Genomic DNA, 26130 nt, shown 5'->3' on the forward strand with positions numbered 1-26130 from the left:
CAAAATTTAACGTCTTCGATTTAGATCGTATGCTAAATCGCAAAAAACACTCGGTTAATACCGCTTATCCATCCCGGTGTTTTGAACCCGCCGCCAGACTTTCGCTGAGCGGCAGGTTGTGCTGGATACTTGATTACAGGAACGTATAAGAGAGCGTAGCGCCCACGCCGTAATTACGCCCTGGCGCCGGCTCGTAGTAACGGCCATTGCCTTCGTTGACGATCACTGAGCCTACATATTCTTTGTCAAAAAGATTATCGACGCGGCTGAACAGGTCCAGAGACCACTTATCCCAGCCAAATTTATAGCCCGCGTTCAGGCCAACCACCGTATAAGAAGGCGCTTTTGCGTTGTTTTCATCATCGGCCTGAATGCTGCTCATGTAGCGAATATCGGCCCCCGCATGCAGCCCCTGCTCCGGCAGCCAGCCCAGCGATGCATAGCCCATGTTTTTCGCTACGCCCGGCAGACGATTGCCGGAAGGGGTACAGTTACCGCTGTCATCGCAGGTTTCATTACGATAGGTGGCATCCAGCCAGGTCCAGGCCATTTTCATCTGCCAGTTTTCAGCAAACTGCTGGTCGAAGGAGAGCTCCACGCCACGGCGGCGCGTTTTGCCTGCGTTCTTATAAACTGAACGCCCCGCTTCACTGTCAGCGACCACCAGCTCGTTGTCGGTGTTGGTCTGGAAGAGCGCGGCGGTCAGCAGGCCATAACCCAGGCGGGTTTTACTGCCCAACTCAAAGGTGTCGCTGGTGGAGGGCTTCAGCCCCAGGTTCAGGCCGGTCTGGCTGCCGTTCACCGAACGGTAGGAGAGTTCATTAATGGTCGGCGTCTCAAAGCCACGCCCCGCTGAGAAATAGAGGTTCCAGGCATCGGTGACCGCATAGTTCAGCGAGCCCATCGGCAGCAGCTTGTGATAGCGTTTGCTGCCGCTGTCATCGCCGTTGCCGGGAGTGACATAGTAGTCTTCAGAATCAAAGCTTACAGTGCTGTAACGCACACCGGCATCCAGCGTCCATTTTGGCGTCAGCGCCCAACTGCTCTGCAGGTAAGGGTCCAGGTTCCACATCACATTCTTTTCGTTGCGACGCTGGCTGCCCTTCTCGCCATATTCCGGCACGCCATTAACCAGGTTGTAGTTTTCAAATCCCTGACGGCGCTCGGTCATGGTCTCGTAATCCAGGCCGCCGATCACGCTGAACGGCACGGAACCGATCTGGTCCTGATGCTTCCAGCGGGTGTCGACGCCGGAATATTTGCGCTCCAGCACAATGACGCCGCCAGCATGGGTTGGATTGCGCTGTGGGGCCTGAGGAATAGACTGATATTGCGTGGTATGGCGCTCCCCGTGCCAGGTGGTCAGGGTGAGCTGGTCGTTCTCGCTCATCTCCCGCTGATAGCGCAGGCCAACCTGGGTCTGGTCAAGACTCTTACGGGTGTTGTAGCTGTCACCGCGTGGCGACTGGCGAGGATCCGCTTTCCACTCTTCGCGGGAGAGGCCGCCCGGATCGTTGGCATCAACCGACACGCTGTTCAGCATCAGGGTGAGCGTGCTGACATCATCCAGGCGCACGCCCAGCTTTGCATTGCCGAGGTTTTTCTGGGTGCCGCTGTGGTCACGGTAGCCGTGCGTGGTAAAGCGTGAGCCGGAAATGGTGTAATTCACATCGCCCGCCTGGGTACCGTCACCGGTAGCGCCGCTGGCTTTAACGCTGTTACGCCAGCTGCCGTAGCTGCCGTAGTAAGTCCCCGCCGTCAGCGTGGTGGGCTGGCTACCGGTCTGGGTATCGATATTGACCACGCCGCCGGAGGCATTGCCATACAGAGCGGAGTAAGGGCCGCGCAGCACGTCGACCTTATCGATGGAGTTAATGTCAATGTTAGAGGTCTGCCCCTGCCCGTCCGGCATAGTGGCGGGGATGCCATCCACATAAACCCGCACGCCGCGAACGCCATACATTGAGCGGCTGCCGAAGCCCCGTACGGAAAGCTGAAGATCCTGTGCGTAGTTCTGACGGTTCTGGATCTGCAGGCCAGGGACGCTGCCTAACCCTTCCGAAAGATTAACCTGCGCCGTGCTGTTGCGCAGATCGTCCCCGCTCACCACGCTGACGGCGGCAGGCGTATCCAGTTCAGACAATCCGCTACGCTGCTTAACAACCATCAGGGTATTGCCCTGGGCAGCAGCATCTCCGCTCTGAACGGTGGGCGATTGAGCATAACTCACGACAGGCTGCAGTAAACACAGCGGCGTAATTAGTAAGGCAGACGTTTTGTTGTTCACAGGATCGGTTCGTTGTTTAAAAGTTTATCCGTCAAAAGCTCCTCAACTGAGTGTACAAAAGGTTTTTTGTACAGCTCATCGCGGTTGAGAAACGCGCACAGCAATGCTGGAAAAGTATACAAGCAGTTTCGAAACTTGCCCGCCAGATCCCCTACAAAATAGAAGGCATTAGCGCAATCAGTCGAGTAAAACGGCTGTTCAAATGCGAAGAATAAGGGGAAAGTGTCAAAATCGGCAAAGAGTGTAGCACTCAATAATTGGTTTGCGAACTTTTGTAGCCTGTTTAGCTGAATTGATTCAGTCACACCCCACAAAATGATAACAAGCTCCTGACAAAGGCGCTCAACGCGCGGTTTCCCCCTCTACTTGCCAGGGTTTTCGGGAGGGGAAATTTAACAAACTCCCCGCTATACTCAACCCATTACACGATGAAAAGGATGCATTATGGAGCGGCAGGATAGAGCCATTTTTAACGAGACGGGATTCTGCCGGCGAGCAGGGAGAATTTCCGTCGCCGCCGCGTTGGTGTTGTTAACAGCCTGTTCATCCGGTGAGCGGGGCATGATCTGTCAGGGAAATCTGCAGACGCTGGATGGCCGCAGCCTGGGCAACCTTGAGGGTAAAATTGTCGATCGTTTCACCTCTTTCAGCGTGACGCTACCGGAAAGCGTAGTGGAAAGCGGCCCTTTGCACTCAGCGGACCGGCAGCAATATGTCCCTTCCGCGGTGACGAAAGAGGGCTGGCTGGCGATGCGGCTCTCTGATACCCGCTTTATGGTGGTGAATGCGCCGCAGGACAAAGTCTTTACCTTTAGCTGCCCTTCCCGCTCGATTTGATCTTTAGCCGCCCGGCAAGGTAGCCTGTCTGCTCTGTTTCTGACCCTACTGGAAAACCGATGAGCACCAGCCAGATGATAGCTAACCGTCACACCTTTTTTGGCCGCGGAAGCCTGCGTGAACTGCTGCCGCTGCTGCAGAAAGAGGTTCAGCCTACCTTACTCTTTTGTGGTCGCTCCTTTCTGCAAAGCGCGACGTGGCAGGCGCTGAAAGACGATCTGACGCCGCTGCTGCTGGGGCATGAGATTGTCAGCCACGAAGCCTCGCCTGATGAGATCGACAGCTGGGTGGCGCGCTGGCGTGGTAAGGTCGCACGGGTAGTCGCCATTGGCGGCGGCAGCGTGCTGGATGCGGCAAAAGCCTTTGCGGCGCTGAGCCAGCATCCGCTCAACACCTTGCGCTATCTGGAAAAAGTCGGCGACACGCCGGTTACTGGCGCTACGCTGCCGCTGATTGCTGTTCCTACCACGGCGGGCACCGGCAGCGAGGTTACGCAGAACGCCGTGGTCACAGACAAAGCCGGGATTAAAGTGAAAGCCTCGCTGCGCCACGCCAACTTTGTCCCTGATATTGCGATTCTGGACCCTGACCTGCTGCGCGGCGCGCCCGATCATGTGCTGGCGTGCTGTGCGATTGACGCCTTCACCCACCTGTTTGAAGCTTACCTTTCCAGTAAAGGCAATTTCTTCAGCCGTCAGACAGCCCTGACGGGAATGCGGGCATTTATCAGCGCCTGGCCGCATCTCAATCGCGATGATGAACAGGGTGACAGAGCGCGCGAGCAGATGATGTTTGCTTCCTGGCAAGGGGGCTTGTCGCTGAGCATGGCCGGTTTAGGGGTGATCCACGGCATTGCCGGAGAGCTGGGGGCGATAAAGGATTACCATCATGGTGAAGTGTGCGGGCGTTTACTGCTGCCCTTCCTGACGATACTCAGTAAGACGGAAGATGAACAGCAGCAGCTGTTAATGGATGATTTAGCCACGGCACTGTTCCCGGGGTTTACCCTGCCGCCAGCCAGAATGTTGCAACACTGGCTCAGGGACAACGCCATCACCCCCTTCTGGCACGATGCGCAGCCGCTGACGGCAGAGGAAGCAGAGTGGATCCTCGCACGCGCCAACAGCAAAAATTCGCTGGTGAGCTACAGCGAAGAGGAGCAGCGATTTATGCTGGAAGAGGCTTACTCGATCGCTTAACAGCAGCGAGCTTATGCCCTCTTTCAACAAGCTGTGGCGTATTGCCTGAATATGCACCCACCCCACTACAAGGCTTTGCCCGCATATAGCGGTTTTATCGCGAAACACACTACGGCGTCCGGGTTGCCTTCCGGACGCCGTTTCTTTACTGTCCGGGCGTTCAGCCCATATTGTTCAGTGTTTCGAGCGCCTCCCCGGACAACGTCAGCCTGACGGCAGCCATATTCTCCTGCAGATGCGTCACCGATGAGGTCCCCGGGATCAACATAATATTTGGCGAGCGCTGCAACAGCCAGGCGAGCGCTACCTGCATTGGCGTGGCATTCAGCGCCTGAGCGACTTCAGACAGCCCGGCAGACTGCAACGGCGTAAATCCACCCAGCGGGAAGAACGGCACATAGGCGATGCCCTGTTTTGCCAGCGTCTCCACCAGCTCATCATCCTGTCGGTTCGCCAGATTATAGAGATTCTGCACGCAGGCGATCGGCGTCATCCGCTGAGCATCTTCAACCTGTTTCGGCGTAACGTTGCTTAAACCGATATGGCGGATCAGGCCACGCTCTTTCAGCTGCAGTAACGCCGCCAGCGGTGCTTCAAGAGAGCCTTCCTGAGGTTTATGCACGTTTAACATGCTCCGCAGGTTGACGACCTCCAGCCTCTCCAGCCCGAGGTTATGCAGGTTCTCCTCTACCGCACGGGTCAGCTCTTCGGCACTAAAAGCGGGGAGCCAGCCCCCTTTTTCGTCCCGACGGCAGCCCACTTTGGTGACCAGAGTGAGCGAGCTGGCATAAGGGTGCAGCGCTTTTTTGATCAGCTGGTTAGTGATATGCGGCCCGTAAAAATCGGACGTATCGATCATTTCAACGCCGGACGCTACGGCTGCGCGCAGTACATTCACGGCGGCAGCTTCATCTGCGGGCGGGCCAAAAACGCCAGGACCGGCGAGCTGCATTGCGCCATAGCCCATCCGGTTAAGTTGTCGATCGCCAAGCGTATAAGTGAGTGAAACAGTCATAGCGGATCTCCTGAGTAAGTGACCCACTGATTGTAGCGACCACGTTACTGTGCAACTATCCGCTAAAATAACGACAGAGTGTACGGGGAGGCGGACAATGAAGCTGGATATCACGCTGTTGCATGCAGTGGTAGCGGTTGCCAAAGCGGGTGGCTTTCGTGAGGCCGCGCGCGTCACCGGCAGTAACCCCTCACGTCTGAGCGATGCGGTGCGGCGTGCGGAGCAGCAGCTCGGCGTGAGGCTGTTCCACCGCACTACCCGAACCGTTGCGCTAACCGAAGTTGGCAGGACGCTGATGGAACGACTGCTGCCCGCCATGAACGAGGTAGAGTCTGCGCTGGATGACATCAATCGTTTCCGTGAAACGCCCGCAGGCACATTAAGGCTCAACGTGCCGGTCAGCGCCTCCCGGCTGATCCTGCCCGCTATCGTCCCCGCCTTTCTGGCCCGCTATCCTGACATTCAGCTGGAAGTGGTGGCGGAGAGCAACGTTCAGGATGTCTTCCGCGACGGATGTGACGCCGGGATCCGCTATGACGAAACGCTGGAGCAGGATGTGATAGCCCTTCCCATTGGTCCACGCCAGCAGCGTTTCGCCCTGGCTGCCTCTCCGGCCTATCTCGACCAGGCCGGGCGCCCCATCCACCCGCACGAGTTGATACAGCACCGCTGCATTCGCGGTCGGTTCGCCAGCGGCGTGGTGCCGGAGTGGGAATTCGAAAAAGAGGGCGAGCTGCTCAAGGTGAAACCGGCGGGCCAGCTGCTGGTAAGTATCGGCAGCGGCATGGATCTGGCCGTGGAGACAGCTATTGCGGGCGGCGGGATCCTCTACCTGTTTGAAGAGTGGCTCAAGCCGGCGTTTGAGAGCGGCAAGCTTGAACCGGTCATGCAGCCCTGGTGGCTGACGTTTCCTGGCCCCTGGCTCTATTATCCTGACCGCCGCCTGATCCCCGCCCCGCTGCGCGCCTTTATCGATTTTGTGCGTGAAGCTGGCAGCTAAAGCCCGCCCTTAGTCAGCTTTTTGCAAGCTAAGCGTAAATTTAGCGTTAAGAAGGCTGTTCTTAAGACTATTCATCTTGTTCTTGGGTGGCGAACTCCCCAAATTGGCTTTATCAACAAAAGGTTGGTCGATACCAACAGGGGAAAAAAGATGAAAAAATCAGGCACTGTTATCCTTTCTGCGCTGCTGTTTGCCACCGCCAGCCTGAGCGCATTTGCTGAAGGTCCGCAGCAGGGTCATGACGAGCAGGTAAAGCGCCCACCGCAGGGCAGCCAGCAGCAGCATGGTCAGCCTGAGGGGCATAACGCACAGCCTCATCAGAGTGAGCATCGCGAGCCGCAGCACCAGCAGTCAAACCATCAGCAGGCACGCCATGCAGAATTCCACCGTGGCCGTCCGCTTCCGAAGAAGTATCGTGGTGAAAGTTATCAGGTTACCGACTGGCATAAACGTGGCCTGAAAGCCCCACCGGCCGGGCATCGCTGGCAGAACGTCGACGGCAACTACGTGCTGATCGCGGTGGCCACTGGCGTAATCACCTCAATTATCACGCATCAGTAACCCAATCTTCTCCGGGAAAGATAAAAAGCCCGCCAGAATCTGGCGGGGCTTTTTTACGGCTATCACCCTGTAGAGCAACGGGTAAATCTGAAGATGCCTGCGCGGGTGATAAGGGAAAGCGCTCTTGAGGGCCGGCACATATTGTCCCAGCCCTCCGGTAAACTTAGTTGAAGGCGTTATTCAGCAGGATAGAGGTAATAATGCCGGTCGCTGCGGCAATCAGCACATAGTTGCCGTCAATATAAGCCCAGTGTTCGCCGCGAGGCGGCTCACGCAGCCCACGCTCGTGCCAGTTACTCACGCGATAATCGTCACCGCGGAAGCGTGGCGGCATGCGTTCCCCACGACGGAAGTCATGGCCCTGCCAGGCAAAGCGGTCGCGCGATTCATAATGACGATCCGGACCCCGTCCACGATCGTCATGGCCATGATAGTCGCCGCGGCCATCATGGCCATGGTCCGGGCCACGACCCGGGCCACCGTGGCCGTCGGGGCCACCGTGTCCACCCTGCTGATGCCACTGCTGTCCCGGAGGCCCATCAGCCTGCGTCACGGCAGAGAACAGGGTGCTCGCTGTAAAGACGGTCATCAAAAGTGCCAGAGTCGTTTTTTTCATGGGTCTGTCCTCAATTTGCTCACGGCTTCTGTTGCGCCGCTGAAGGAGACTATCGACTACTCTGGCCCGGAAAAATAGTTCCTAATGTCTTAAAACCCAGAGACTTACGCTGTTTTACTCCTTCTTATCACTTCCTTAACACTATGAGTGAATTAAGGAGCTGGCTGACAAGAAGGATTTGTGTTAAAGCGGCTCACGCTGGCTGATGGAGCTCCATGATGAACTCCCGGACCTGCTGCGCCTGCAGCATAAACCCCTCCAGGCTTTGTGCAAACAGCCGCTCATCCAGAGTCGCAACGGGAAGCTGGCTGCAGAGCCTGAGGCTCTCTTCAGCATCCAGCGCCAGCCAGCACCCCCGCATGGCATTCATCTCGAAGTTCAGCGCAAGCAGCGTTTTCAACCTCTCAGGAGCGGCATCGCCTTGTAACGTCTCGATCCGGCAGTGAAAGAGCACGCTGTCGCTCCCCTGCGGCAGCTCGATAATCGCCACCTCCTGCTGGTGCCGATCAAACAGGGCGCACACGCCCTCCTTTAAACTCAACGGGGCCTTTATCCTGCGGCCATAAAGGTTCAGAAAATGGTTAAGCTGTTCAGTGGCTGACATGATTATCCCTTGAGTACAAAATCGTTTTCCTGCCCTTGCTGCAAGGCGGCGGCAAGTTCTGTGGTGGCTTTGGCAATGCGTCCATCCAGCGCGTACTGGGTTGGCGTGTTCTGGTTCTCTCCGTAGCTGAAATTGATTTTGCCCAGGTTACGCTTCATGGAAACCGAGGCATTATTCGATCCCCCCAGCAGAAAGGCCGGGGTGGCGAAACCATCCGTTTTGATCTGCGACTTGGTAAAAGCGATCGATTTCAGCCGCAGATTATCCCGGTTGGTCAGCTCGGCCATCATCTCCTCCGGGCTGTTGCCCTGCTCCAGCCAGCGTTGCTCAAGCTGCTCCCTGACTTCATCTTTCAGCTCCAATGTCACGGTAGCGTCGGTGCTGACGTTATCCTGCAGGGTGGCAATCAGCGACTGGAGCTGATGATCGCTGCTCATCAGCTCACGGATTTTGGTGGCGTTGCTGGCGTTCAGCTGTCCATCAAGCAGGTGAGAAAGCTGGTGCCAGAGGCCGTTGCTGTTGACCTTGCTGAGATTGGCATAGGTGGTCTGATACTCGCCGTTCTGCAGCAGTCTCTTGCCCTGCTCCGCCGCTTTTTGCTGACGAAGATGCTTATCCAGATCCCGCAGCACCGCCTGCTGCCCATTATTGAGCGTGGTCCGGTCGCGTGGGGCGAAATGCTCGACCAACTTGTCGAGCTTCTGCCGGGGCGTAAGGGGAACAGCCTGTTGGTCATCGCTTTTGTCCTTGAGCTTCTCCAGCAGCCCGGCGCTGGCGGGATCGCTGAAGCTTTTCCCCAGTGTCTCCATCAGCTTGTCGATATGTACCGGCTCCAGCGGACGGGCATTTTTCGTCTCCAGCGACAGGCTCTGTTTGGTGCGGTTATCGATAGAGAGCTGAACGCTGGCGGCAGGCCCGGCGAACAGCGGCAGGCGCCCGTCGTCGCCTTTTACCAGCACCCCCAGGGGCAGCGCAAAGTTAGCCCCCACAGAGGCTTTATTTAAGCCGCGCGGGCGATTGTTGCTGCGGCTGAAGGTGCTGCTCTCCTCTTTGCTGGTCGTGCCGCGCTCGCGGGTTCCTGAAAGGAGGTTCACCCCGGCATAAGCGCCGCCACCTACCCGGACGCTGGCGGGCGTCTCCTTCTCATGTTTGCTGGTCAGCGGAATACCGGCAGAGGCCAGGGCCGCCGCGGTGGCATCCAGGCTGACGTTCATCACATCGCCATGCTTCACGCTGTGGTTGATGCCGCGATTCATCAGCGTCAGCGGATCCAGCGTCCCTTCGGTCAGCCCCTGAATAAAAGCGGGCAGCTCCGCTTCAGTGATGTCGAAGCTGATGCTGTTCTGCTTTTTCACATCGAACGGCGTTGCCGAGATAGCCCCACCCAGACGCACGGCCGGAGCCAGATTGCGCTCATGATCGATCGGCACGGTGTGCGCAGAATCCTTCATAAAATCGGTCAGCAGGTTATAGCCAATCCCGGTGAAGGCTGTGACTCCCCCGCTACCATCACGGCCAAAGCTGACCGTGACCCCGCCTTCGCCGCGTGTCAGGCTCATGTTGTAGCCGCGATCGAGATTGCCCCTGCCACCCACCCCAGCGACTACCTGCGTCCCTGGCACCCCGGTGATGGTTGTCGCCGCGCCGTAAGCGCGACTGAATGAGATGCTCTCTCCCTTCTCCATCGACAGCACGGTGCCTTCCATACGGCGCGCCAGCGTCTGCTGATCTTCAGCCTGCATCACCGTGCGGGTGGTGACGTTCATGGCATGATTCTCTTTGGTGAAGGCTTTGGTCATGGATTTGATGGCGTCGTAGTTGGACTCCAGCTTGTCGTTACCGGTGAAGCCATGGCTGGTAACCTGCTTAAGAGGATTGCCTTCCCACTCGCTATCCCGTAGCTCGCGAAACTCTCTGCCCAATGCAGTTAACGTTTGTTCACGGGTCTCTCCCTGAAGCGCCATTGCTGTGGTGAGCCGTCCGGTGAGATCGTGCATTTTCGCGTTGGTCAGACCGTCCAGGATCAGACGCGATTTGATCAGCCCCATGGTGTCATGTTTATCACGATGCAGACCGAGGGGGATCTCTTCCGTGGGCTTCTGGTGCGAAAGCCGCACGCCATCAGCCTGCAGCGATGAGAGCGCCAGCTGCGCCAGATTCCCTTTGCCGCTGGGCTGTAATGAGAAGAGCTGGGCCAGTTTTGTCGTTAAATCCTCACGCTGGGTGCTGGCCGGATTCATGCTGCCGGTCAGTGAATCAAGTTGCTCCTTCACTCCGCCCGCTGGCTTACCGTAATGCTGCTGCAACAGGCGAGCCTGATGGGCTGCGCTGTCAGCCAGCGTGGTATTGAATTTCTCCATTTCGCCGAACCATGCGGGCAGGTCAGGTTTGGCGGCAAGGGTTTTGAGCTTCAGGCTCAGCGGCTCTTCCGGCCTGAGCGTGCCCGGCGATTTAAGACGCTGTAGCCGCTGCAAATGCTCGTTAAGCTCCGCCATCTGCTGCTGTTGCTGCTGATAAATCACCGAGAGACCCTGTCGGCCACCGTGGGCATGCTGGATAAGGTTCCCCATATTCTTTAGCGGGCGCGGGGTAGCGATGGTGGGACGAAAGACAAACGTACTGAGACGCGTCCGGAAGGGCGTATGAACTTTATGGCCATCATGGCCGGACTGCCCAAAGGTGTTTACTTCGCGCCTGAAGGTCAGCCCGGTTTTCCCTAATTTTGAGTCACGGGTGGCGGCGCTCAGGCGATCGTAATGCTGATCGGCCAGACTTTCCGCGCTCCGTTCCCCCGGCGAAAGGTCGCCAGAGGAAAGATCGCCAGCCAGCGCTGCCCAGCTACCGTTGTTCAGCGTCAGCGTCTTGCCGTTATCCATTTCCAACAGCAGAGAGCCTTTCTGATTGCCATGAAGCTTCTTTGGCTTCGCCGCTTCAGCCGGTTCGTCGAAAGCGGCCACCGGCAGTGCAGGCATCCGCTCTTCGCGCAGCTGCGAAAGCTCCCCCTTTTCCCATGCCTGCTGCGTCAGGCTGAAAAGCTTGCCCTGGTCGCTGAGCAGAAACAGCTGGTTATCCGGTCCCGTGGCGATATCGCTAAGCTTGTGTGGCTGGGGAGCCTGACGCGAGTCGATAAGGTTCACCGGCCGGTTCATCGCCTGGCTCAGCGCCTGATGGCTCAGCGTATGCGTCATTTTTTTGTCGCGGCGGCTTTCGCTCTCTACCTGATGGAAATGCACGTCGCCGCTCTCCTGCAGCGTCAGGTACCGTCCGCCGTCCAGCACCGCTGCGGCCAGCGTTTTCTGATTTTTATCCAGGCCGGGCAGCGCCAGCTCTTCGCTGACGCTTTTCTTAACCTGATGAAGAGCAAATACATTTTGGTTAAAGTTAAGTTTGTTGCTGGAGAGATTCACTTTAAGGCGCTTGATCTGATTATCTTTGAGCACCCAGGCCTGGCCATCCTGCCCGGCGATAAGACGATCTGCCTTCACTTCTGAAGCTTCCCAGCGGCGGGTGGTTTCATTGAAGAAATGGACTTTGCCCTCCTGCAGGGCCAGTTTGCCCGCCATGGCGATATCCACCACATCCATCCGGCCAGGTGAAACCGACGGCAGCCCTTTCTGGAAATCCATCACCAGGCTGTCGCTGAGATTCCACGCGGATGCAGCCTGTGGCTGACGCGGCGTGAGGTTCAGCGCTATCGCATGCTGCCGATCCATGCCGTCTTTTACCAGCGCATGCAGGCGCCCGCCTTCTCCCTGGATAAAATCGGTGACGTGAAAGCGCTCGCCGGTCACATCCGCAATTTGCTGGTGTAGCTGATTACGCAATACCTGGTTCTGTTCCACGCCGAAATCCAGCGCCGTTCCCTGCTCGCCAGGGCGACTGGCAACCAGCAGACGACCGTTATGATCGGCAGCAATCACCTGGCTGGGGGTTTGGATCAGGCTTGCCAGCGTTGTGCCGGAGGGCGAGAGGGTTAGCGTACGGTGTCTCTCTGCAGGACTGTCTGACTGGGGAAGCCATTTGACACTTTGCTCTTTGCTCTCTTTCCCGCTCAGCAGCAGCAGCGCCTGGCCATCCTGCGCCACGGAAAAGTGGCTGATTTTCTCTTCAAAGCGCGGGCTTTGCGTCTGGTTTTGCAGATTGTGCAGCTGGTGGCTGTCATGAACCAGATAGAGGGCATTATCAGCCTGACGGGTGAGTTTTGAGAGATCCTTCTCTTTATCCAGCAGCGGAAAATCCGCCTGTTTCCAGCCCTCTTCCTGCGACGTCATCTGCCAGAGCTTATCTTTATGCAGGCGAAACTCCGTCGTACCGCTGGCTGTTGTCTGCTGATGCACGCCAGAAAGCTGGCTGAGTATCGCCTTATCGGGCAGCGAGACCTCAGTAGCGGGACGCCCTGCAGGCGCGCCGTTACGGTTGATCCGCACCTTCTGTTGATCCTCATTCAGCGTCAGCGCATGGTCAGTCACTACGGCTGGGCGTCGTCTGGGGAAAGAAGTTCCCGGCGTCTCTTGCCGCTGCCATTCCGGGTTAGCTTTACTGTGCGATAACCCGATGAGACGGCTGGGGGAGGAGTGCAGCGAAAGAAGCCGACCGCTGTCGTCCAGCAGGGCATGCTGCTGCAGATCCGCGCTGGCGGCCACGCTTTGATAGTGCATTTTGGCGTGGCCCAGCGTTTGCCTGACCAGCGCCCGCTGAGGATTGCGCGTTGCCGGTGCCGCAACCAGAATCTGGCGTTTGCTGTCCAGACGCAGAGTGATTGGCGAGGTCGCCCCGGCAGGCGGAGCCAGATGCTGACCGCCTGGCTGCGCGGGTGGAAGTGGAGGCTGCGCAGGTGCTGATACCTGCTGCGCTGCGGGGTGGGCATTTACGTCTGGCGCATTATTCTGCGCAGGCGGCGGAGCAGTCACATCCGGCGCGCTATTCGCGGGTGGCTGAGCATGAAGTGAGTCCAGTCCCGCCTGGAGTTCCCGATCCAGCCAGCCCGCCTGTGAAGTTGAGAGCGAAATATTGAGCCGATCGACTGGCCGCATCTCAATGGCCTCAGCGTTATTTTGCCCCTCCGCTCTGGAGAGGTTGCCTGCTCTGGCGCTGCCTGATGGAGCCGCACTCCGGGCGGCGTTACCCGCCGTGCTCCGGCGGAAAAGTGCATGCTGGGCGAAGGCTTTAAAACGCCCACCTGTCGCTGCCCGCTGCCCGGCGCTCTGGTGAACGCCCTCTCCCGCTGGCGCGCCCTGTTCGCGGGCACTCCTGGCGAGCGTGCCGCCGCCCGTCTGCCTGGCCCGTGCTTCCTGCTGGACCACGGCTCCCTGTCTCTGCTGAACCGTGCCCGTTCGCTGCACGTTTTGCAGTGTTGCTGCGTTGAATGCTGTTCTGATCCCCGATACCACGATTTTCTCCCCGGCGAATGAAAGCGTTTTTTAGCTGATTCTGTGTGGAGAGAAAACCGGGTCGGTTCCGTGACATATTCGTGACAATTACAGATAAGAGTGGCGCTGTCGCGACGAGATCCAGGTCGCAGATTGAGGGGTCAAGGGGAACAGAGTAATTCAGAGGTAAAAAAAGAGAGGCTTTAAGCCTCTCTGTACAGGATGACGAAACGTCTTCAGAGAGAGGTATTGCACCTCTCTCTGAACATGCCCCAAACAGGGGGACCTATTTCTTCAACGTCTTTCTGACTTTCGCCACGTCTTCTGCGGTAACGGCAGAGGCTTTGTTGCTCCAGCCCTGACGAATAAAGGTAGCCAGCTTCGCCACTTCTTCATCGCTCAGACGTTTAGCAAACCCTGGCATCGCCAGCGTGGAAGGCGCTTTCGCGGTGGAAGGCTGCTGCGCACCGGCCAGAATGGTATGGATCAACCCACCCGGATCGCCTGCATTGACAATCGTCGCCTGGTCCAGCTCAGGGAACACGCCCGGCGCGCCTTTACCGTTCACAAAGTGACAGGCATTACAGTTATCCAGATAGAGACGCTCTCCTGCAGAGAGATTTTTGGCTGCCGTCAGCTTCGCTTCCGTTGGGCTGACTGCCGTTTCCTGCGCAGCGGGAGCTGCAGGATTGCCGCCGATAAACTTCACGTAGGCCGCAATAGCTTTCAGATCCGCGTCACTCATATGCGAAGTACTGTGCTCAACGACCGAGGTCATCTCGCCGCCTACAGCAGCTTTATCATTGCGTCCGGTAGCCAGATAATCGACAGTCTCCTGCTCGGTCCAGCGCGGCAGGCCGCGCAGGGATGGCACTTCCCAACCGTTGAGATTACCGCCTGCCAGGAAGCTGCTGTCACTGCTGTCGAGCGCTTTCTCATTCATGCCGAAACCACGAGGCGTATGGCAGCTGCCGCAGTGTCCCAGGCTTTCCACCAGATAAGCGCCACGGTTGACCTCCGCAGAGGCGCCGCCAATAGGCTGGAACGGCTTGTCCGACGCAAAGGCCCAGTTCCAGAAACGCATACCCCAGCGCTGACTGAACGGGAAGCTCAGATCGGTTTCAGGCGCAGCTTCCGCACTTGGCTTCACACCCTGCATAAAGTAGGTGTAGAGCGCATGCATATCCTGATCATTGATTTTGGCGTAATCAGGATAAGGCATCGCCGGATAAAGACGCGTGCCGTCCGGCAGCACGCCTTTACGGACCGCATCATTAAACTGCTGCTCGGTATAGTTGCCGATGCCGTGCTCTTTGTCCGGCGTGATGTTGGTCGAATAGATAGTGCCCAGATTTGACTCAATCGCCAGCCCGCCGGAGAAAGCCGGTTTACCAGGCAGTGAGTGACAGGCGCTGCAGTCACCCAGTCGGGAGATATACTCGCCCTGCTTCACCAGCGCCGCATCATCTGCCTGCGCCATCTGCATAAAACCGGCACCCAGCAGCACCGCATTGGCGATTAAAAAACGCTTCAGTTTCATCTTCATATCGCTTATGCCTGTACCAGTGGACCGGGATTTTTCAGATAGTGCTCTTTGATCGCCTGCGCCGCCATCAGCGTGATTGCGCCAATGGTATCGGTCGGGTTCGCCTGGAAGTTCTGCGGGAACGCATTACCACCCGGCACAAAGACGTTATGAACATCCCAGCTCTGCAGGTATTTGTTCAGCGCAGAAGTCTTAGGATTATCTCCCATCACCGCACCACCCACGTTATGGGTAGAGACATATTTGGTGAGGTCAAAATGCGCATCCATCGGCAGGAAGCTTTCGCTGTAGCTGTCCGGATTCAGCTCTTTGGTGATATTCCCCACAATGCCTTTCAGGTACTGCTGCAGCTTAAGTTCGTTCTCTTTCCAGTCGAACGTCATACGCAGCAGCGGGTAGCCATACTCATCTTTGTAGTTCGGATCCAGGTCGAGATAGATATCGCGATAGGACTGGCAGGTGGTGGTGATGCTGATCTTCATGGAATGGCCGTACCACTCCTCCATCCCCTCTTTCCAGCCCGCTCCCCAGGTTGGCGTGCCTTTAGGCAATGAGGTGCTGATTGGCGTACCCGTTGCCTGAGAACTGTGGATTTTTGCGCCGCCAATGAAGCCCAGTGAAGGACCATCAAAGTTGCCTGGAGAGATATCGTTAAACATCTGTCCGGTTGCGCCAGCGGTAGCAAACGGATTGAAGTTCTTATCTTTAAAGAACAGCGTTGAGCCGCCGTTGCTCAGGAAGGCGTAGTTACGACCCACCACACCCTCTTCGGTAATTGGGTTGTAAGGTTTGCCGATGCCGGAGAGCAACATCAGACGCACGTTACAGAACTGGAAGCTGCTCAGCACCACGATTTTCGCCGGCTGGAAGCACTCGTTACCCTGCGCATCGATATAGATCACCCCTTTTGCGGTTTTCTTATCGTCATGCAGTACTACTTTCATTACGTTGGCATGGACTTCATAAGAGAAGTTATCCATGCGCTTTAACGCATCCATTACCGCAGTTTGCGGCGAGGCTTTAGAGTAGTTCAGGCAAGGATACTTACTGCAATAGCCACAGTAGTTGCATGGCGCGATCTGGTTGCCGTAAGGGTTAGTCCAGGCGCGGGAGACGCAGGCAGAAGGGTTCGGGAACGGGTGATAGCCCATTTTCTTCGTTACTTCAGCGAACATCTTGGTGTTCAGCGTGTCTTCCAGCGCAGGCAGTGGGTACGGCTCAGAACGAGGCCCCTCAAACGGATCGCCCCCTTCCAGGATTTTGCCGCGCAGGTTACCGGTATTACCAGACTGTCCGCAGATACGCTCAAACTTGGTGTAATAAGGCTCAATTTCATCCCAGGTGAAGGGGAAGTCCATGATGCGCATATCTTCCTGCAGAATGCCTGGCTTGTAGGCCTCGTCCGCATAGGTTTTCAGCTTGAGATCGGTTGGGGTTGGACGAAGTAAAACGCCAGTCCAGTGCAGACCCGATCCGCCTACGCCGGTGCCCGGTGCAAAAGCGCCCCATTTACGGGTTGGCAGTGCGGTTTCACTCATGTTGTAGCGAACGGTAACCGCGGCTTCAGCCGGGGTTGCCATCACTTTGTTACGTACGCCGTAGGCGTATTCATCCGCCGGTTTTGGGTAGGCGAAATCTTCGTAAGTTCTGTCGCCGCCGCGCTCCAGCGCGCGAACTGTCAGGCCAGCCATCGCCAGCTCAATGCTCATTAGCGAGCCAGCCCAACCCAGGCCGACGACTACAACGTCGACTTCTTCTTTATTTACAGTTGCCATCTTAAATTAATCACTCTCAAAAATACGGAAATCGCTTACTCAGGCTTGCATGCCCAACAGGCTGACCGGGCCGAGCGGATAAGGCACGTTGTGCTGCTTCACCCATTCGGTAAAGCTGGCCCGTGCGCCAGGGAAGCCGATAGCGATCCACGCTTTCATGCCTTTGTTGCCGCCATAGATAGGATCGGCGAGATAACCATGCTTGGTATCGCTCAGCAGCCCGCTGAAGAACTGCGACCCTTTCAGTGAGGCTTCGCCCAGTTCAGAGAAGTTGATGGTGTTCTTCTGAACCTGAGTCAGCACGGCGTCTTTGTCCGCATCAGAGAGTTCATGGAAGGATTTTTGATGGTTTGTCTGGCACCAGCTCTCAACCAGTTTGATTCCGGTTTTATAGATCTGCTGCGGGCGGAACGGGATCTGATAACCCATAGTGGCGGGAGCGTTAGTATTGAACGGCCCCTGCATATAGATTTCTGAACCCATATCGGTGTGCATCTGCTGATCGATAAAGATCGGCACGTTGGTTTCCAGCGCACCGGGCGCTTTGCCCTTGCCCCCAGCGGGGATCAGACGATCGCAGGCGGCCATGATGAACTGCCACTCATCTGCGCTAAAGAAAATAGGTTTATAATCAACCAATTCAGGGGCGGCCATTTCCGCAGCCTGCGCTGCAGTTATTCCCTTAAGGACCATATCGCCTAGCGGTAAGGCTAAAAGCGATCCTATTAAAAACTTACGACGGGTAGTTTCTTTTTGAAGGAGCATAACACCACGACTCTCACATGCTAATAAAATGTAATTTGAGTTAATTAGTATCGTTATCGACGAATCTTCGCGTAATGTTATGGATACAAGAGTTACAAAATGTAAATTTTAAATTCAACATATATATAGTTAAGTTTTTATCACATTGTTAAATTTTATCCGGGCAATGATAATGCCATGTAATGGTTAAAAAAAGCGCTTAACCCTGGCGTTTATGCTGATTAGCAGCTGAATTCCACTGAAATTACCCGGTTATAATTTATAAGCGTGACAATGCCTGGAGTAAATAAATGGAAAAAACTCGTCTGAGGATAATCTTTAAACTTAACCTCATGAAAACATTTAATTAACAATTAAAGAACATTACCGGTTTATATTTTCCCGGCAACAGATAATTAAAAAATAGCGTGAGGCGATCAGTGGCGATTAAGACGCGAATGAAGGGAGTAAACGTTATTCTCTGGCGTCTGTTCTTCCGGGGGAGCAAAACGAGCGTTATAACGCAGACGAAACGCCTGCATCTCCTGAGCATCCGGCTCCAGCTCACGCAGGAAGGTCATTGCCAGACGAACATGCTCGTTGCTTAGCTCAAGAGGTAACCAGGCATTGCGCAGCACGCCGCGCCAGAACAGCAGGCTCTCTTCTGACTCATCCACAATAAATACCTGATAAATCAGCAGCACGCTGGCGCCGTTAGCGATATGCGCTTCATTATCGCGGGCCAGATACTGTACAAACTCCTCCCCTGCAGTGCGGCCCATGGCGCTGATAAGCGACTCCACATGCACCGGCTCCAGGTTCAGCCGTTTTGTCAGCGCTTTGGTGGCGCGTCGTGCCTGTGAATTAAGCACGCGAAATCCAATGATAAAAACCACGACCAGGGTCGCAAGTATCAGCCAAATCATCAACTATCCTGTTTCAGGCGTGCGCAGCTCCGTTTCATCCGGGCCACGCTGTCAGCGGAGCGTCAGAGTAACAGCAGCCCTGTGGGCCTGGCAACTATGAGAAAAGGCTGCCCTGAGGCAGCCCTGAGTTCACCGTTTCTTCATGCAGCAGAGAGGACATAACCGGCTGCCGCCAAAGCGTTTATTTGCTGTAAGTAGTGCATCTGCTGAAGTGTAAAACGTGCCTAAAAACTCTCTTTGTCTGTTCAGGATACTTAGCTTCAGGCATCCGGATCGGTGGACAACTTTGAGAGCATCCTGGCGCGGTTTCTGCTCCAGATAATAGTAATCGCCCATTGTTATCTCTGTCATAAAGTGCCCGACCAAGAAACAGTACACCCCAGGGCGTGATAAAAATGCCTTTATGTTCAGCTTTTAGCCAGATTCAGAACTATTACCAGGAAAAACTTCAGGTCAACGGCGCAGGGCGGAGGGAGTAATGCCATACACGCTTTTAAAGCGGTTGCTGAAGTGGCTGGAAGAGTTAAAGCCGCAGGCTAACGCAATCTCGGTCAGCGGTTGCAGCGTATGCCGTACCAGCTGGTCGGCCCTGACCATTCTGCGCTGCATAACATATTGATGGGGAGCCAGTTTCAGCGACTGCTTAAACATTCTGGCAAAGTGAAATTCGCTCAGTCCCGCCTGCAGGGCGAGTTCCGCCAGCGTTAAAGAGGAGGCCAGATTCGCTTCGATAAACGCCACAATATTGCGCAGCACCACAGGCGCCAGGCCGCCGCGAACGGCAGGCAGCTTCCACAACACCTCGCTGTAATGCTGCAGAATGTGGGTCATCAGCAGAGAGGAAGCGCTGCTCAGCATCAGATGATTCGCCGGTTGCTGCCAGTCGCAGCTCAGCAGAAAGTGACGGTAGAGCTGCGTAATGCGTTCATCCTCTGCAAAGATCCGCTCATCCAGCGAGAGGGCTGACGGGCTTTTATCCCAGATCTGTTCGGCCAGCTGGCGTAAATGCACGTTGGTGCAGTAGAGGTGCACAAAGGAGAACTCTGAGCGAATATCCCAGGTCGATTCGCTGTTTTCCGGCATCAGGCAAAACCGATCCGGTCCGCCGCCGTTCTGCCAGCCTGCGCGCGTTTTATGCCAGGTATTAAAACCTGCATCCACATAGAGGCTCAGAGTATGGTGATCGCTACGCTGCGTGACGCAGTCAAAATCGTTTCGCCATGCCGCCAGCTGAATACCGGAGCCGAGCTGAATAGTGTCCTGCAGGCGTGTGCGATGCTGACGCAGATTGTCAAAAGCCTGATAAGACATAGCAGGGATTCCTGAAGCAGTAAACAGAGAGTCAGTGTAAGTAGCCTCTGGTTGAGACTCCAGCGCTTATCCCCCTCCCACTAAAAAAAACCGCAAGATTCTGCAAGTCGCCGCAAAGGCGTGAAAGCGCCTTGACGCCTCGCACCCGATACTGACGCCATTGATATGGTGAAAGAGGTAACGATGAACGGACTTTTATATCTGTTGGTGGTGGTGATTTGGGGGACGACCTGGATAGCTATCGTGATGCAGCAGGGCGTGGTGTCGGTGACCGTCTCTGTGTTCTGGCGGTTTCTGGTCGCGGCCCTGATGATGGCTGTAGTGTTGGGGTTGCTGGGTCGGTTACGCAAAATCAGCCTGCAGGATCATCTCTGGTGCCTGCTGCAAGGCTGCTGCGTATTTGGCTTTAACTTTGTCTGTTTTTACCACGCAGCTGCCTATATCAGCAGCGGGCTGGAGTCGGTGATTTTCTCGATGGCGGTGCTCTATAACGCGCTGAACAGCATGCTGTTTTTCCGCCAGCGTCCCCACCCTAACCTTCTTCCGGCCGCCGCGCTGGGTATCATCGGTATTGTTGCGCTGTTCTGGCATGACCTGGCGGCAACCAGCATGGCCCCTTCTCTGCTGACCGGCATTGGCCTTAGCGCGCTGGGCACGTTTGGCTTCTCGCTGGGCAATATGATCAGTACCCGCCACCAGCGACGGGGACTGGAGATCCTCTCCACCAACAGCTATGCCATGTTCTACGGCGCACTGGTGATGGCCGGGATCAGCCTGGTTAACGGCGATAACTTTATTCCCGACCTCTCAGCACGCTATCTGGGATCGCTGTTTTATCTGGCGATATTCGGTTCGGTGGTGGGGTTTGGCGCTTATTTCACGCTGATCGGGCGAATTGGAGCCAGCCGGGCAGCCTACAGCACGCTGCTGTTTCCGCTGGTCGCGCTGACGCTTTCTACAATTTATGAAGGTTATGTCTGGCATAGCAACGCGGTGATTGGCCTGCTGCTGATCCTGCTCGGCAATCTGGTGATGTTTGCTAAACCCGGTTTTTTCAGGCTGCGGCGTCGTGAAGGGGTGCCGAAAGCCTCCTGATGCGAAAAGCTCAGGCTGCTGCAATGGCAGAATATAAAGGCAGAGTGGCTCTCCTTGCCCTACTGAACAAACGGGCCGGTGCTGGCACCAGCCCGTTTGTTTGCAGTGGATCAGCGAGGCGCTTCTTCCAGCACTTTGTGGATCACGGAGGAGAGCTGGTTGATCTCAAATTTCGCCACGTAGCCGTTGGCGCCCACTTTGCGAACGTGATCTTCGTTGGCGCTGCCGGATAAAGATGAGTGGATCACTACCGGGATTTCCCGCAGGGTAATGTCGCTTTTGATATTACGGGTGAGCGTAAAGCCATCCATCTCCGGCATTTCCAGGTCGGTCAGGACCATAGAGATTTTATCGCGGATCGGCACGCCCTCTTCTTTAGCCTGCCGCGCCATCACTTTGATCTGCTCCCAGGCTTCCAGACCGGTGTTGTGCATCTTCGCCGGGATGCCCATCGCTTTCAGCCCCTGCTCCAGCATCTGGCGAGCCACTTTGGAATCCTCCGCCACGATAGCCACAGAACCCGGTTTGATAGCGAACTCTTTCAGCTTGATATCGCCCTCTTTTACTTCACGCACGGAAGGGATAACGTCATGCAGGATCTGCTCAACGTCCAGCACTAACGCCATGGTGACGTTTTGCTTGTCGCTGTTCAGACAGGCGATGCTGGTGATATTACGGCTGCTTACGCCCGCTTCCGCAGCGTGCACCTGGCTCCAGTCCAGACGCACGATATCTTCCACAGACTCCACGGCGAACGCCTGCGTGCTGCGGGCATATTCGGTAACCAGGATCAGGTTCAGCCCCGTAGTTGGCGTACAGCCCACCACGGCCGGAAGATCGATAACCGGGATAATCTGTCCACGGATATTCGCCATTCCCAGCAGCGGCGACTTCATGCCAGCCGCTTTGGTGATGGTGGTCATGGGAACAATTTCACGCAGCTTAAAAACGTTGATGCCGAATAACTCAGATTTTTCTTCGTTGAGATCGGAGCCTAAGCGAAACACCAGCAGTTCAAATTTATTCGATAAGGCCAGATTAGCCCGCTCGTCGATCTCTTTCTGAAAGTTATCCATCGTTACCCTCTACGTTAACAGTGTACGCCGCGGTCTCATGCACTCACGCAGGTCAGGGGCCGGACTCCTGCTTCCTGAACGCCGTTGCGCGCGTCAAATCATTCTTAAAGAGTTATCGGCAGCGCGCGAGAAAAGTACAGGGGAGGTTTATCCCCTGTGAGGGAACAGTGAACAACATCACGACTGGCGCTGTTTACTGCTTTGCCGCGGCCACCAGCGAATCACGCGTTATGTCGGCAATGGTGCTGGCGCTGGTCAGCGTCATGGCAACGCGCATCTCTTTTTCGAACAGGTTAAGTAAATTGGTGACGCCCGCCTCCCCCGCCGTCGCCAGGGCGTAGATAAAAGCGCGCCCCAGCAGAGCCGTGTCTGCACCCAGCGCAATCATGCGCAGTACGTCCAGCCCGCTACGTACGCCGCCATCGGCGAGAATAGCGATCTCTCCTTTTACTGCATCGGCAATGGCAGGCAGCGCGCGGGCTGAAGAGAGCACGCCGTCAAGCTGGCGGCCGCCATGATTGGAGACCACAATGCCATCGGCACCGAAACGCACGGCATCACGGGCATCTTCAGGATCGAGAATGCCTTTGATGATCATCGGCCCTTTCCAGAAATCGCGGATCCATTCCAGATCCTGCCACGAGATAGAGGGATCAAAGTTTGTCGCCAGCCAGCCAATATAATCCTGCAGATTGGTCGGTTCGCCGCGATAGGCGGAGATATTGCCAAGATCGTGCGGCCTGCCGTTCAGCCCCACGTCCCAGGCCCACTGCGGGTGCGTTACCGACTGAAGATAGCGGCGCATCGCGGCGTTTGGCCCGCTCATGCCGGAATGGGCATCACGATAGCGTGCGCCCGGTACCGGCATATCGACGGTAAACACCAGCGTGGAGCAGCCTGCGGCCTGCGCCCTCTCCAGCGCATTACGCATAAATCCCCGGTCGCGCAGCACGTAAAGCTGGAACCACATCGGCCGGTTCATCGCGGGCGCGACCTCTTCAATCGGGCAGACGGAAACGGTTGATAAGGTAAAAGGGATCCCTTTTTTATCCGCCGCACGCGCGGCCTGCACTTCACCACGCCGGGCATACATGCCGCATAATCCCACGGGAGCCAGCGCAACCGGCATCGACAGCGTTTCGTTAAAAAGCCGGGTCTCAAGACTCAGAGAGGACATATTGCGCAGGATACGCTGACGTAACGCAATATCAGCCAGGTCCTCACAGTTGTGCTGCAGCGTATGTTCATCATAGGCGCCCCCGTCGGCATAGTGAAAAAGAAACGGCGGGATCTTGGCTTTAGCCGCTGCGCGGTAATCTTTGGTTGAGGAGATAATCACAGGTGTGCCTCACTTCATAGGGGGAGTAGTCTCTGGAATACGCAGGCTGCGGGCATGGCGCGCTTCCTGCTCGGTCAGGCCATGCAGCGTCCTGGCGACAAATTCAAGATGGAGCAGGGTCGCCTCGCGTGCCGCATCCGCCTCTCCTGCGGCAATGGTGCGGTAGATAGTGAGATGCTGGGCGGAAAGCTGCTCCAGGATATCGGGCTCGGCATACATTTTCTGACGGCTCTGCATCACGGAAGATTGCAGCAGATCGAACAGGCCGCGCATCGCCTGGAGCAGCACCAGGTTATGAGAGGCTTCAGCAATCGCCAGATGAAAACGCACATCAGCGTGCGCCGCAAGATCGGGATCGTCGCGATCGGAGATGATCTGCATCGCTTCGAAACAGAGCTTCAGCCGCGCTTTGTCCTCTGCGGTGGCGCGGCTGGCTGCATGCCAGGCCGTGCTGGACTCAATCGCCATACGCGCCTCCAGCACGTCATACCGGTAGCCGGGATCGTCAGCCAGCAGCGCGCTCAGAGGCGCGACCAGCCGCGCTTCGGTCCAGTCAGCCTGCTCTCTCTGAAGCCAGGTGCCGCCGCCGCGACGGCTGAACAGCACTCCCTGACTGATCAACTGCTGCATCGCCTCACGAAGCGAGGAGCGAGAGACGCCAAACTGCTGCGCCAGCTGGCGTTCTGCCGGCAGCCGGGCGCCGGGTTGAAGCTGGCTTTCATAAATCCAGGCCTGCAGGCGCTCAACAAGAAGCGGGTTGCTCATAGGAGTGGTCCTACCAAAAAGGGCAATTCGCGGAGATTGTTTCTCTTTTAGCGGCTGAGGATCAACAACTCTGTAACATTGCCGGTTGAAAGCATTAGCTCAGTCACAAAGAAGAGGAATTGGTAGGACCAAAAACGGCGTCAGGAAAACCAGAACGGGTAAAAAGGGGGATTTAAATCGGGAGTGAAACTACGCCGGGAGAGCAGGCCCTGCCGGCGTGGAGAGAGTTTATTTCAGTTCGCTGATCATGCAGACAGCGCGAGCGGCTTCCGCGCCCTTTTTGATGAAGTGCTCACTGTAGAAACCGGTGAACTCATCGGCAGGCTGGAAGTTATGCGGCGTCAGAGAGACGGAGAAAACCGGCACATCCGTGGCGAGCTGAACATCCATCAGACCGGTTACCACCGCCTGAGCCACGAAGTCGTGACGATAAATTCCGCCATCGACGACCAGCGCGGCGCAGACAATGGCATCCACATCACCCCGTTTCGCCAGACGCTGCGCCAGCAGAGGCATCTCAAAAGCCCCCGGCACATCCAGCACGGTGATCTGGCACTCTACTTCGCGTGCTGCCATCTCATTTTTAAAGCCGGTCAGCGCCTGATTGACGATATCGGCATGCCAGTTAGCTTTGATAAAAGCCACTTTCAGCGAGGAAACCATTCATTACTCCTGTCAAACGGGCGACGATGACCACCCTGAAGCGGGCTAGTTTAAGCTTCGCCGCCGCAATCGGAAAGCCTGTTTCAAAAACATTTCATAAATGTTGAGGGCTAAGCTACTTATCCTGATAGGGATCGTGCTTGTCATCGTCGCTGTCATCGCGAGTGCGTGGGATCTCGCCATGCTGGTCAGGGGCATCTTTTGCCGGGTGCTGTTGCTCGCCAGGCTGAGGCTTTTTCTCTTCATTACTCATAACATTCTCCTTTAACGTTTTGTTATCTAAGCGTAGTCGATAGTGTCGATCTGCAAAGGACTCTTTGCCTCTCTTCAGCGATGAAAAGGTCATAAAAGACAAATTTATTTACACGTCTGCGAGGCTCAAAGCCTCTGCCATAACAACAGGTTATGAAAAACATGTCCTGACCGCCTTGCACTCCTGAGACAGCATGCCACAGTTAACATGATGTTTTTTAATAGAATTAAAGCCTGACAGGAGGACAATATGCAACGTTTTCAGCAAAAAGTAGTGGTAGTCACAGGGGCAGGCTCAGGAATTGGTGCCGCGGCAGCTAAGCGCTTTGCCAGCGAAGGGGCCTCTGTGGTGCTGGTTGGCCGCACCCGTGAAAAACTCGACAAGATTCTGGCTACTCTCACCGAGGGCGAACATCTGGTCGCGCCCTGCGATGTTGCCGAAGCGGACCAGGTAAAAGCGTTATCAGAAGCCGTGTTAAATAAGTTTGGCAAAGTTGATGTGCTGGTCAACAACGCGGGCGTAATAGTGCAGGGCCGCATTCATGAGGTTGATCTGGATGAATGGAAAAAATTAATGAGCGTGGATTTGGATGGTGTCTTCCACTGCGTGCACTATTTTATGCCGGCGTTGCTGAAAACCCGGGGAAACGTGGTGAATATCTCCTCCGTTTCCGGCCTGGGCGGCGACTGGGGCATGAGCGTCTATAACGCCGCCAAGGGCGCGGTGACCAATTTTACCCGTTCGCTGGCGATGGATTACGGCTCTGACGGCGTGCGGGTTAACGCTATCTGTCCCGGCTTGACGCTGACCGATCTGACGGAAGATATGAAGGATAACCAGCCGTTAATGGAGAAGTTCTACGAGCGTATTCCGCTGGAAAGAGCGGGTCAGCCGGAGGATATTGCCAGCGCCATCGCCTTTATCGCCAGCGAAGATGCCAGCTATATTACCGGCGTGAACCTGCCGGTGGATGGCGGGATTATGGCTTCAAATGGTCAGCCCAAACAGGCCTGATATCCTGGTGAGATTTACTCTGCTACCCTGTCACAGCAGCAGCCCCTGATGCCTCTTTTACCGGCACGGCTGCGGGGCAAAAAAAGGCCCGGCTCTCAAGCCGGGCCTTTTTAATAATGAGCGCAAGCTCTGGCT

Annotated in this window: 21 protein-coding genes; 6 read left to right on the plus strand and 15 right to left on the minus strand. The window is 56.1% G+C overall.

The window, feature by feature from the left end:
* Positions 1-133 precede the first annotated feature (133 nt).
* Positions 134-2287 carry a TonB-dependent receptor PqqU gene (pqqU, locus tag Q3V30_RS15595; RefSeq protein WP_306207184.1) on the minus strand — a complete coding sequence of 718 codons (2154 nt, stop codon included), beginning with the start codon at positions 2285-2287 and terminating at the stop codon, positions 134-136.
* A 561-nt stretch (positions 2288-2848) separates the two neighbouring features.
* Between pqqU and Q3V30_RS15600 the strand changes: the two genes are divergently transcribed.
* Both Q3V30_RS15600 and Q3V30_RS15605 read left to right on the plus strand, forming a co-directional pair.
* A complete protein-coding gene (locus tag Q3V30_RS15600) occupies positions 2849-3124 on the plus strand; it encodes a hypothetical protein (protein WP_306207186.1) in 276 nt (91 codons plus the stop codon).
* A 59-nt stretch (positions 3125-3183) separates the two neighbouring features.
* The gene (locus tag Q3V30_RS15605; protein ID WP_306207188.1) at positions 3184-4323 is read left to right on the plus strand and encodes an iron-containing alcohol dehydrogenase; all 1140 of its coding nucleotides are present in this window, start codon (positions 3184-3186) and stop codon (positions 4321-4323) included.
* Positions 4324-4483: 160 nt separating this feature from the next.
* On the opposite strand, the gene Q3V30_RS15610 is transcribed toward Q3V30_RS15605, so the two are convergent.
* Entirely contained in the window at positions 4484-5338 is an 855-nt protein-coding gene (locus Q3V30_RS15610; protein WP_306207190.1) for an aldo/keto reductase family oxidoreductase, read from the minus strand.
* 97 nt (positions 5339-5435) lie between these two features.
* Here Q3V30_RS15610 and Q3V30_RS15615 point away from each other — a divergent pair, with 97 nt between their 5' ends.
* Positions 5436-6338: a LysR family transcriptional regulator gene (locus Q3V30_RS15615; protein ID WP_306207192.1), complete on the plus strand. Its 903-nt coding sequence runs from the start codon at positions 5436-5438 to the stop codon at positions 6336-6338.
* Positions 6339-6488: 150 nt separating this feature from the next.
* The gene (locus Q3V30_RS15620) at positions 6489-6899 is read left to right on the plus strand and encodes an RcnB family protein (protein ID WP_306207194.1); all 411 of its coding nucleotides are present in this window, start codon (positions 6489-6491) and stop codon (positions 6897-6899) included.
* Positions 6900-7062: 163 nt separating this feature from the next.
* On the opposite strand, the gene Q3V30_RS15625 is transcribed toward Q3V30_RS15620, so the two are convergent.
* The 8 genes from Q3V30_RS15625 to Q3V30_RS15660 all read right to left on the minus strand — a co-directional run bounded on the left by Q3V30_RS15625 (position 7063) and on the right by Q3V30_RS15660 (position 19790).
* Positions 7063-7515, minus strand: coding sequence for an RcnB family protein (locus Q3V30_RS15625; protein WP_306207196.1), 453 nt, complete (start codon positions 7513-7515; stop codon positions 7063-7065).
* A 193-nt stretch (positions 7516-7708) separates the two neighbouring features.
* A complete protein-coding gene (locus tag Q3V30_RS15630) occupies positions 7709-8119 on the minus strand; it encodes a type III secretion system chaperone (protein WP_306207198.1) in 411 nt (136 codons plus the stop codon).
* Positions 8120-8121: 2 nt separating this feature from the next.
* Entirely contained in the window at positions 8122-13509 is a 5388-nt protein-coding gene (locus Q3V30_RS15635; protein WP_306207200.1) for an AvrE-family type 3 secretion system effector, read from the minus strand.
* 265 nt (positions 13510-13774) lie between these two features.
* Positions 13775-15028 (minus strand): c-type cytochrome, encoded by a 1254-nt coding sequence (locus tag Q3V30_RS15640; protein WP_306213225.1) that lies wholly within the window; start codon positions 15026-15028, stop codon positions 13775-13777.
* A gap of 11 nt (positions 15029-15039) precedes the next feature.
* Positions 15040-16809, minus strand: coding sequence for a GMC family oxidoreductase (locus Q3V30_RS15645; protein ID WP_306207202.1), 1770 nt, complete (start codon positions 16807-16809; stop codon positions 15040-15042).
* 39 nt (positions 16810-16848) lie between these two features.
* Positions 16849-17574 carry a gluconate 2-dehydrogenase subunit 3 family protein gene (locus Q3V30_RS15650; RefSeq protein WP_306207204.1) on the minus strand — a complete coding sequence of 242 codons (726 nt, stop codon included), beginning with the start codon at positions 17572-17574 and terminating at the stop codon, positions 16849-16851.
* A gap of 416 nt (positions 17575-17990) precedes the next feature.
* A complete protein-coding gene (locus Q3V30_RS15655) occupies positions 17991-18479 on the minus strand; it encodes a DUF1198 family protein (RefSeq protein ID WP_306207206.1) in 489 nt (162 codons plus the stop codon).
* A gap of 453 nt (positions 18480-18932) precedes the next feature.
* Positions 18933-19790 carry an AraC family transcriptional regulator gene (locus tag Q3V30_RS15660; RefSeq protein WP_306207208.1) on the minus strand — a complete coding sequence of 286 codons (858 nt, stop codon included), beginning with the start codon at positions 19788-19790 and terminating at the stop codon, positions 18933-18935.
* Between the two features lie 183 nt (positions 19791-19973).
* Between Q3V30_RS15660 and Q3V30_RS15665 the strand changes: the two genes are divergently transcribed.
* The gene (locus Q3V30_RS15665) at positions 19974-20885 is read left to right on the plus strand and encodes a DMT family transporter (protein WP_306207210.1); all 912 of its coding nucleotides are present in this window, start codon (positions 19974-19976) and stop codon (positions 20883-20885) included.
* A gap of 110 nt (positions 20886-20995) precedes the next feature.
* Here Q3V30_RS15665 and Q3V30_RS15670 read toward each other — a convergent pair whose 3' ends face one another.
* The 5 genes from Q3V30_RS15670 to Q3V30_RS15690 all read right to left on the minus strand — a co-directional run bounded on the left by Q3V30_RS15670 (position 20996) and on the right by Q3V30_RS15690 (position 24981).
* A complete protein-coding gene (locus tag Q3V30_RS15670; protein WP_306207212.1) occupies positions 20996-21961 on the minus strand; it encodes a chemotaxis protein in 966 nt (321 codons plus the stop codon).
* 193 nt (positions 21962-22154) lie between these two features.
* A complete protein-coding gene (gene lldD, locus Q3V30_RS15675; RefSeq protein ID WP_306207214.1) occupies positions 22155-23300 on the minus strand; it encodes an FMN-dependent L-lactate dehydrogenase LldD in 1146 nt (381 codons plus the stop codon).
* A 9-nt stretch (positions 23301-23309) separates the two neighbouring features.
* Positions 23310-24065: a transcriptional regulator LldR gene (lldR, locus tag Q3V30_RS15680; protein WP_306207215.1), complete on the minus strand. Its 756-nt coding sequence runs from the start codon at positions 24063-24065 to the stop codon at positions 23310-23312.
* A gap of 228 nt (positions 24066-24293) precedes the next feature.
* Positions 24294-24728: a 6,7-dimethyl-8-ribityllumazine synthase gene (locus tag Q3V30_RS15685; protein WP_306207217.1), complete on the minus strand. Its 435-nt coding sequence runs from the start codon at positions 24726-24728 to the stop codon at positions 24294-24296.
* Positions 24729-24843: 115 nt separating this feature from the next.
* Entirely contained in the window at positions 24844-24981 is a 138-nt protein-coding gene (locus tag Q3V30_RS15690) for a hypothetical protein (protein ID WP_306207219.1), read from the minus strand.
* A gap of 249 nt (positions 24982-25230) precedes the next feature.
* Here Q3V30_RS15690 and budC point away from each other — a divergent pair, with 249 nt between their 5' ends.
* Positions 25231-25995, plus strand: a complete 765-nt coding sequence (budC, locus tag Q3V30_RS15695; RefSeq protein ID WP_306207221.1) for a meso-2,3-butanediol dehydrogenase — start codon at positions 25231-25233, stop codon at positions 25993-25995.
* Positions 25996-26130 lie beyond the last annotated feature (135 nt).

It is taken from the genome of Erwinia pyri (assembly GCF_030758455.1).
GTDB lineage: Bacteria > Pseudomonadota > Gammaproteobacteria > Enterobacterales > Enterobacteriaceae > Erwinia > Erwinia pyri.

Bases quoted from the DNA above. Each gene is read 5' to 3' on its own strand.
- Q3V30_RS15600 (WP_306207186.1), top strand. From the start codon at position 2,849: ATGATCTGTCAGGGAAATCTGCAGACGCTGGATGGCCGCAGCCTGGGC.
- Q3V30_RS15605 (WP_306207188.1), top strand. From the start codon at position 3,184: ATGAGCACCAGCCAGATGATAGCTAACCGTCACACCTTTTTTGGCCGC.
- Q3V30_RS15610 (WP_306207190.1), bottom strand. From the start codon at position 5,338: ATGACTGTTTCACTCACTTATACGCTTGGCGATCGACAACTTAACCGG.
- Q3V30_RS15615 (WP_306207192.1), top strand. From the start codon at position 5,436: ATGAAGCTGGATATCACGCTGTTGCATGCAGTGGTAGCGGTTGCCAAA.
- Q3V30_RS15620 (WP_306207194.1), top strand. From the start codon at position 6,489: ATGAAAAAATCAGGCACTGTTATCCTTTCTGCGCTGCTGTTTGCCACC.
- Q3V30_RS15625 (WP_306207196.1), bottom strand. From the start codon at position 7,515: ATGAAAAAAACGACTCTGGCACTTTTGATGACCGTCTTTACAGCGAGC.
- Q3V30_RS15630 (WP_306207198.1), bottom strand. From the start codon at position 8,119: ATGTCAGCCACTGAACAGCTTAACCATTTTCTGAACCTTTATGGCCGC.
- Q3V30_RS15640 (WP_306213225.1), bottom strand. From the start codon at position 15,028: ATGAAACTGAAGCGTTTTTTAATCGCCAATGCGGTGCTGCTGGGTGCC.
- Q3V30_RS15645 (WP_306207202.1), bottom strand. From the start codon at position 16,809: ATGGCAACTGTAAATAAAGAAGAAGTCGACGTTGTAGTCGTCGGCCTG.
- Q3V30_RS15650 (WP_306207204.1), bottom strand. From the start codon at position 17,574: ATGCTCCTTCAAAAAGAAACTACCCGTCGTAAGTTTTTAATAGGATCG.
- Q3V30_RS15655 (WP_306207206.1), bottom strand. From the start codon at position 18,479: ATGATTTGGCTGATACTTGCGACCCTGGTCGTGGTTTTTATCATTGGA.
- Q3V30_RS15660 (WP_306207208.1), bottom strand. From the start codon at position 19,790: ATGTCTTATCAGGCTTTTGACAATCTGCGTCAGCATCGCACACGCCTG.
- Q3V30_RS15665 (WP_306207210.1), top strand. From the start codon at position 19,974: ATGAACGGACTTTTATATCTGTTGGTGGTGGTGATTTGGGGGACGACC.
- Q3V30_RS15670 (WP_306207212.1), bottom strand. From the start codon at position 21,961: ATGGATAACTTTCAGAAAGAGATCGACGAGCGGGCTAATCTGGCCTTA.
- lldR (WP_306207215.1), bottom strand. From the start codon at position 24,065: ATGAGCAACCCGCTTCTTGTTGAGCGCCTGCAGGCCTGGATTTATGAA.
- Q3V30_RS15685 (WP_306207217.1), bottom strand. From the start codon at position 24,728: ATGGTTTCCTCGCTGAAAGTGGCTTTTATCAAAGCTAACTGGCATGCC.
- Q3V30_RS15690 (WP_306207219.1), bottom strand. From the start codon at position 24,981: ATGAGTAATGAAGAGAAAAAGCCTCAGCCTGGCGAGCAACAGCACCCG.
- budC (WP_306207221.1), top strand. From the start codon at position 25,231: ATGCAACGTTTTCAGCAAAAAGTAGTGGTAGTCACAGGGGCAGGCTCA.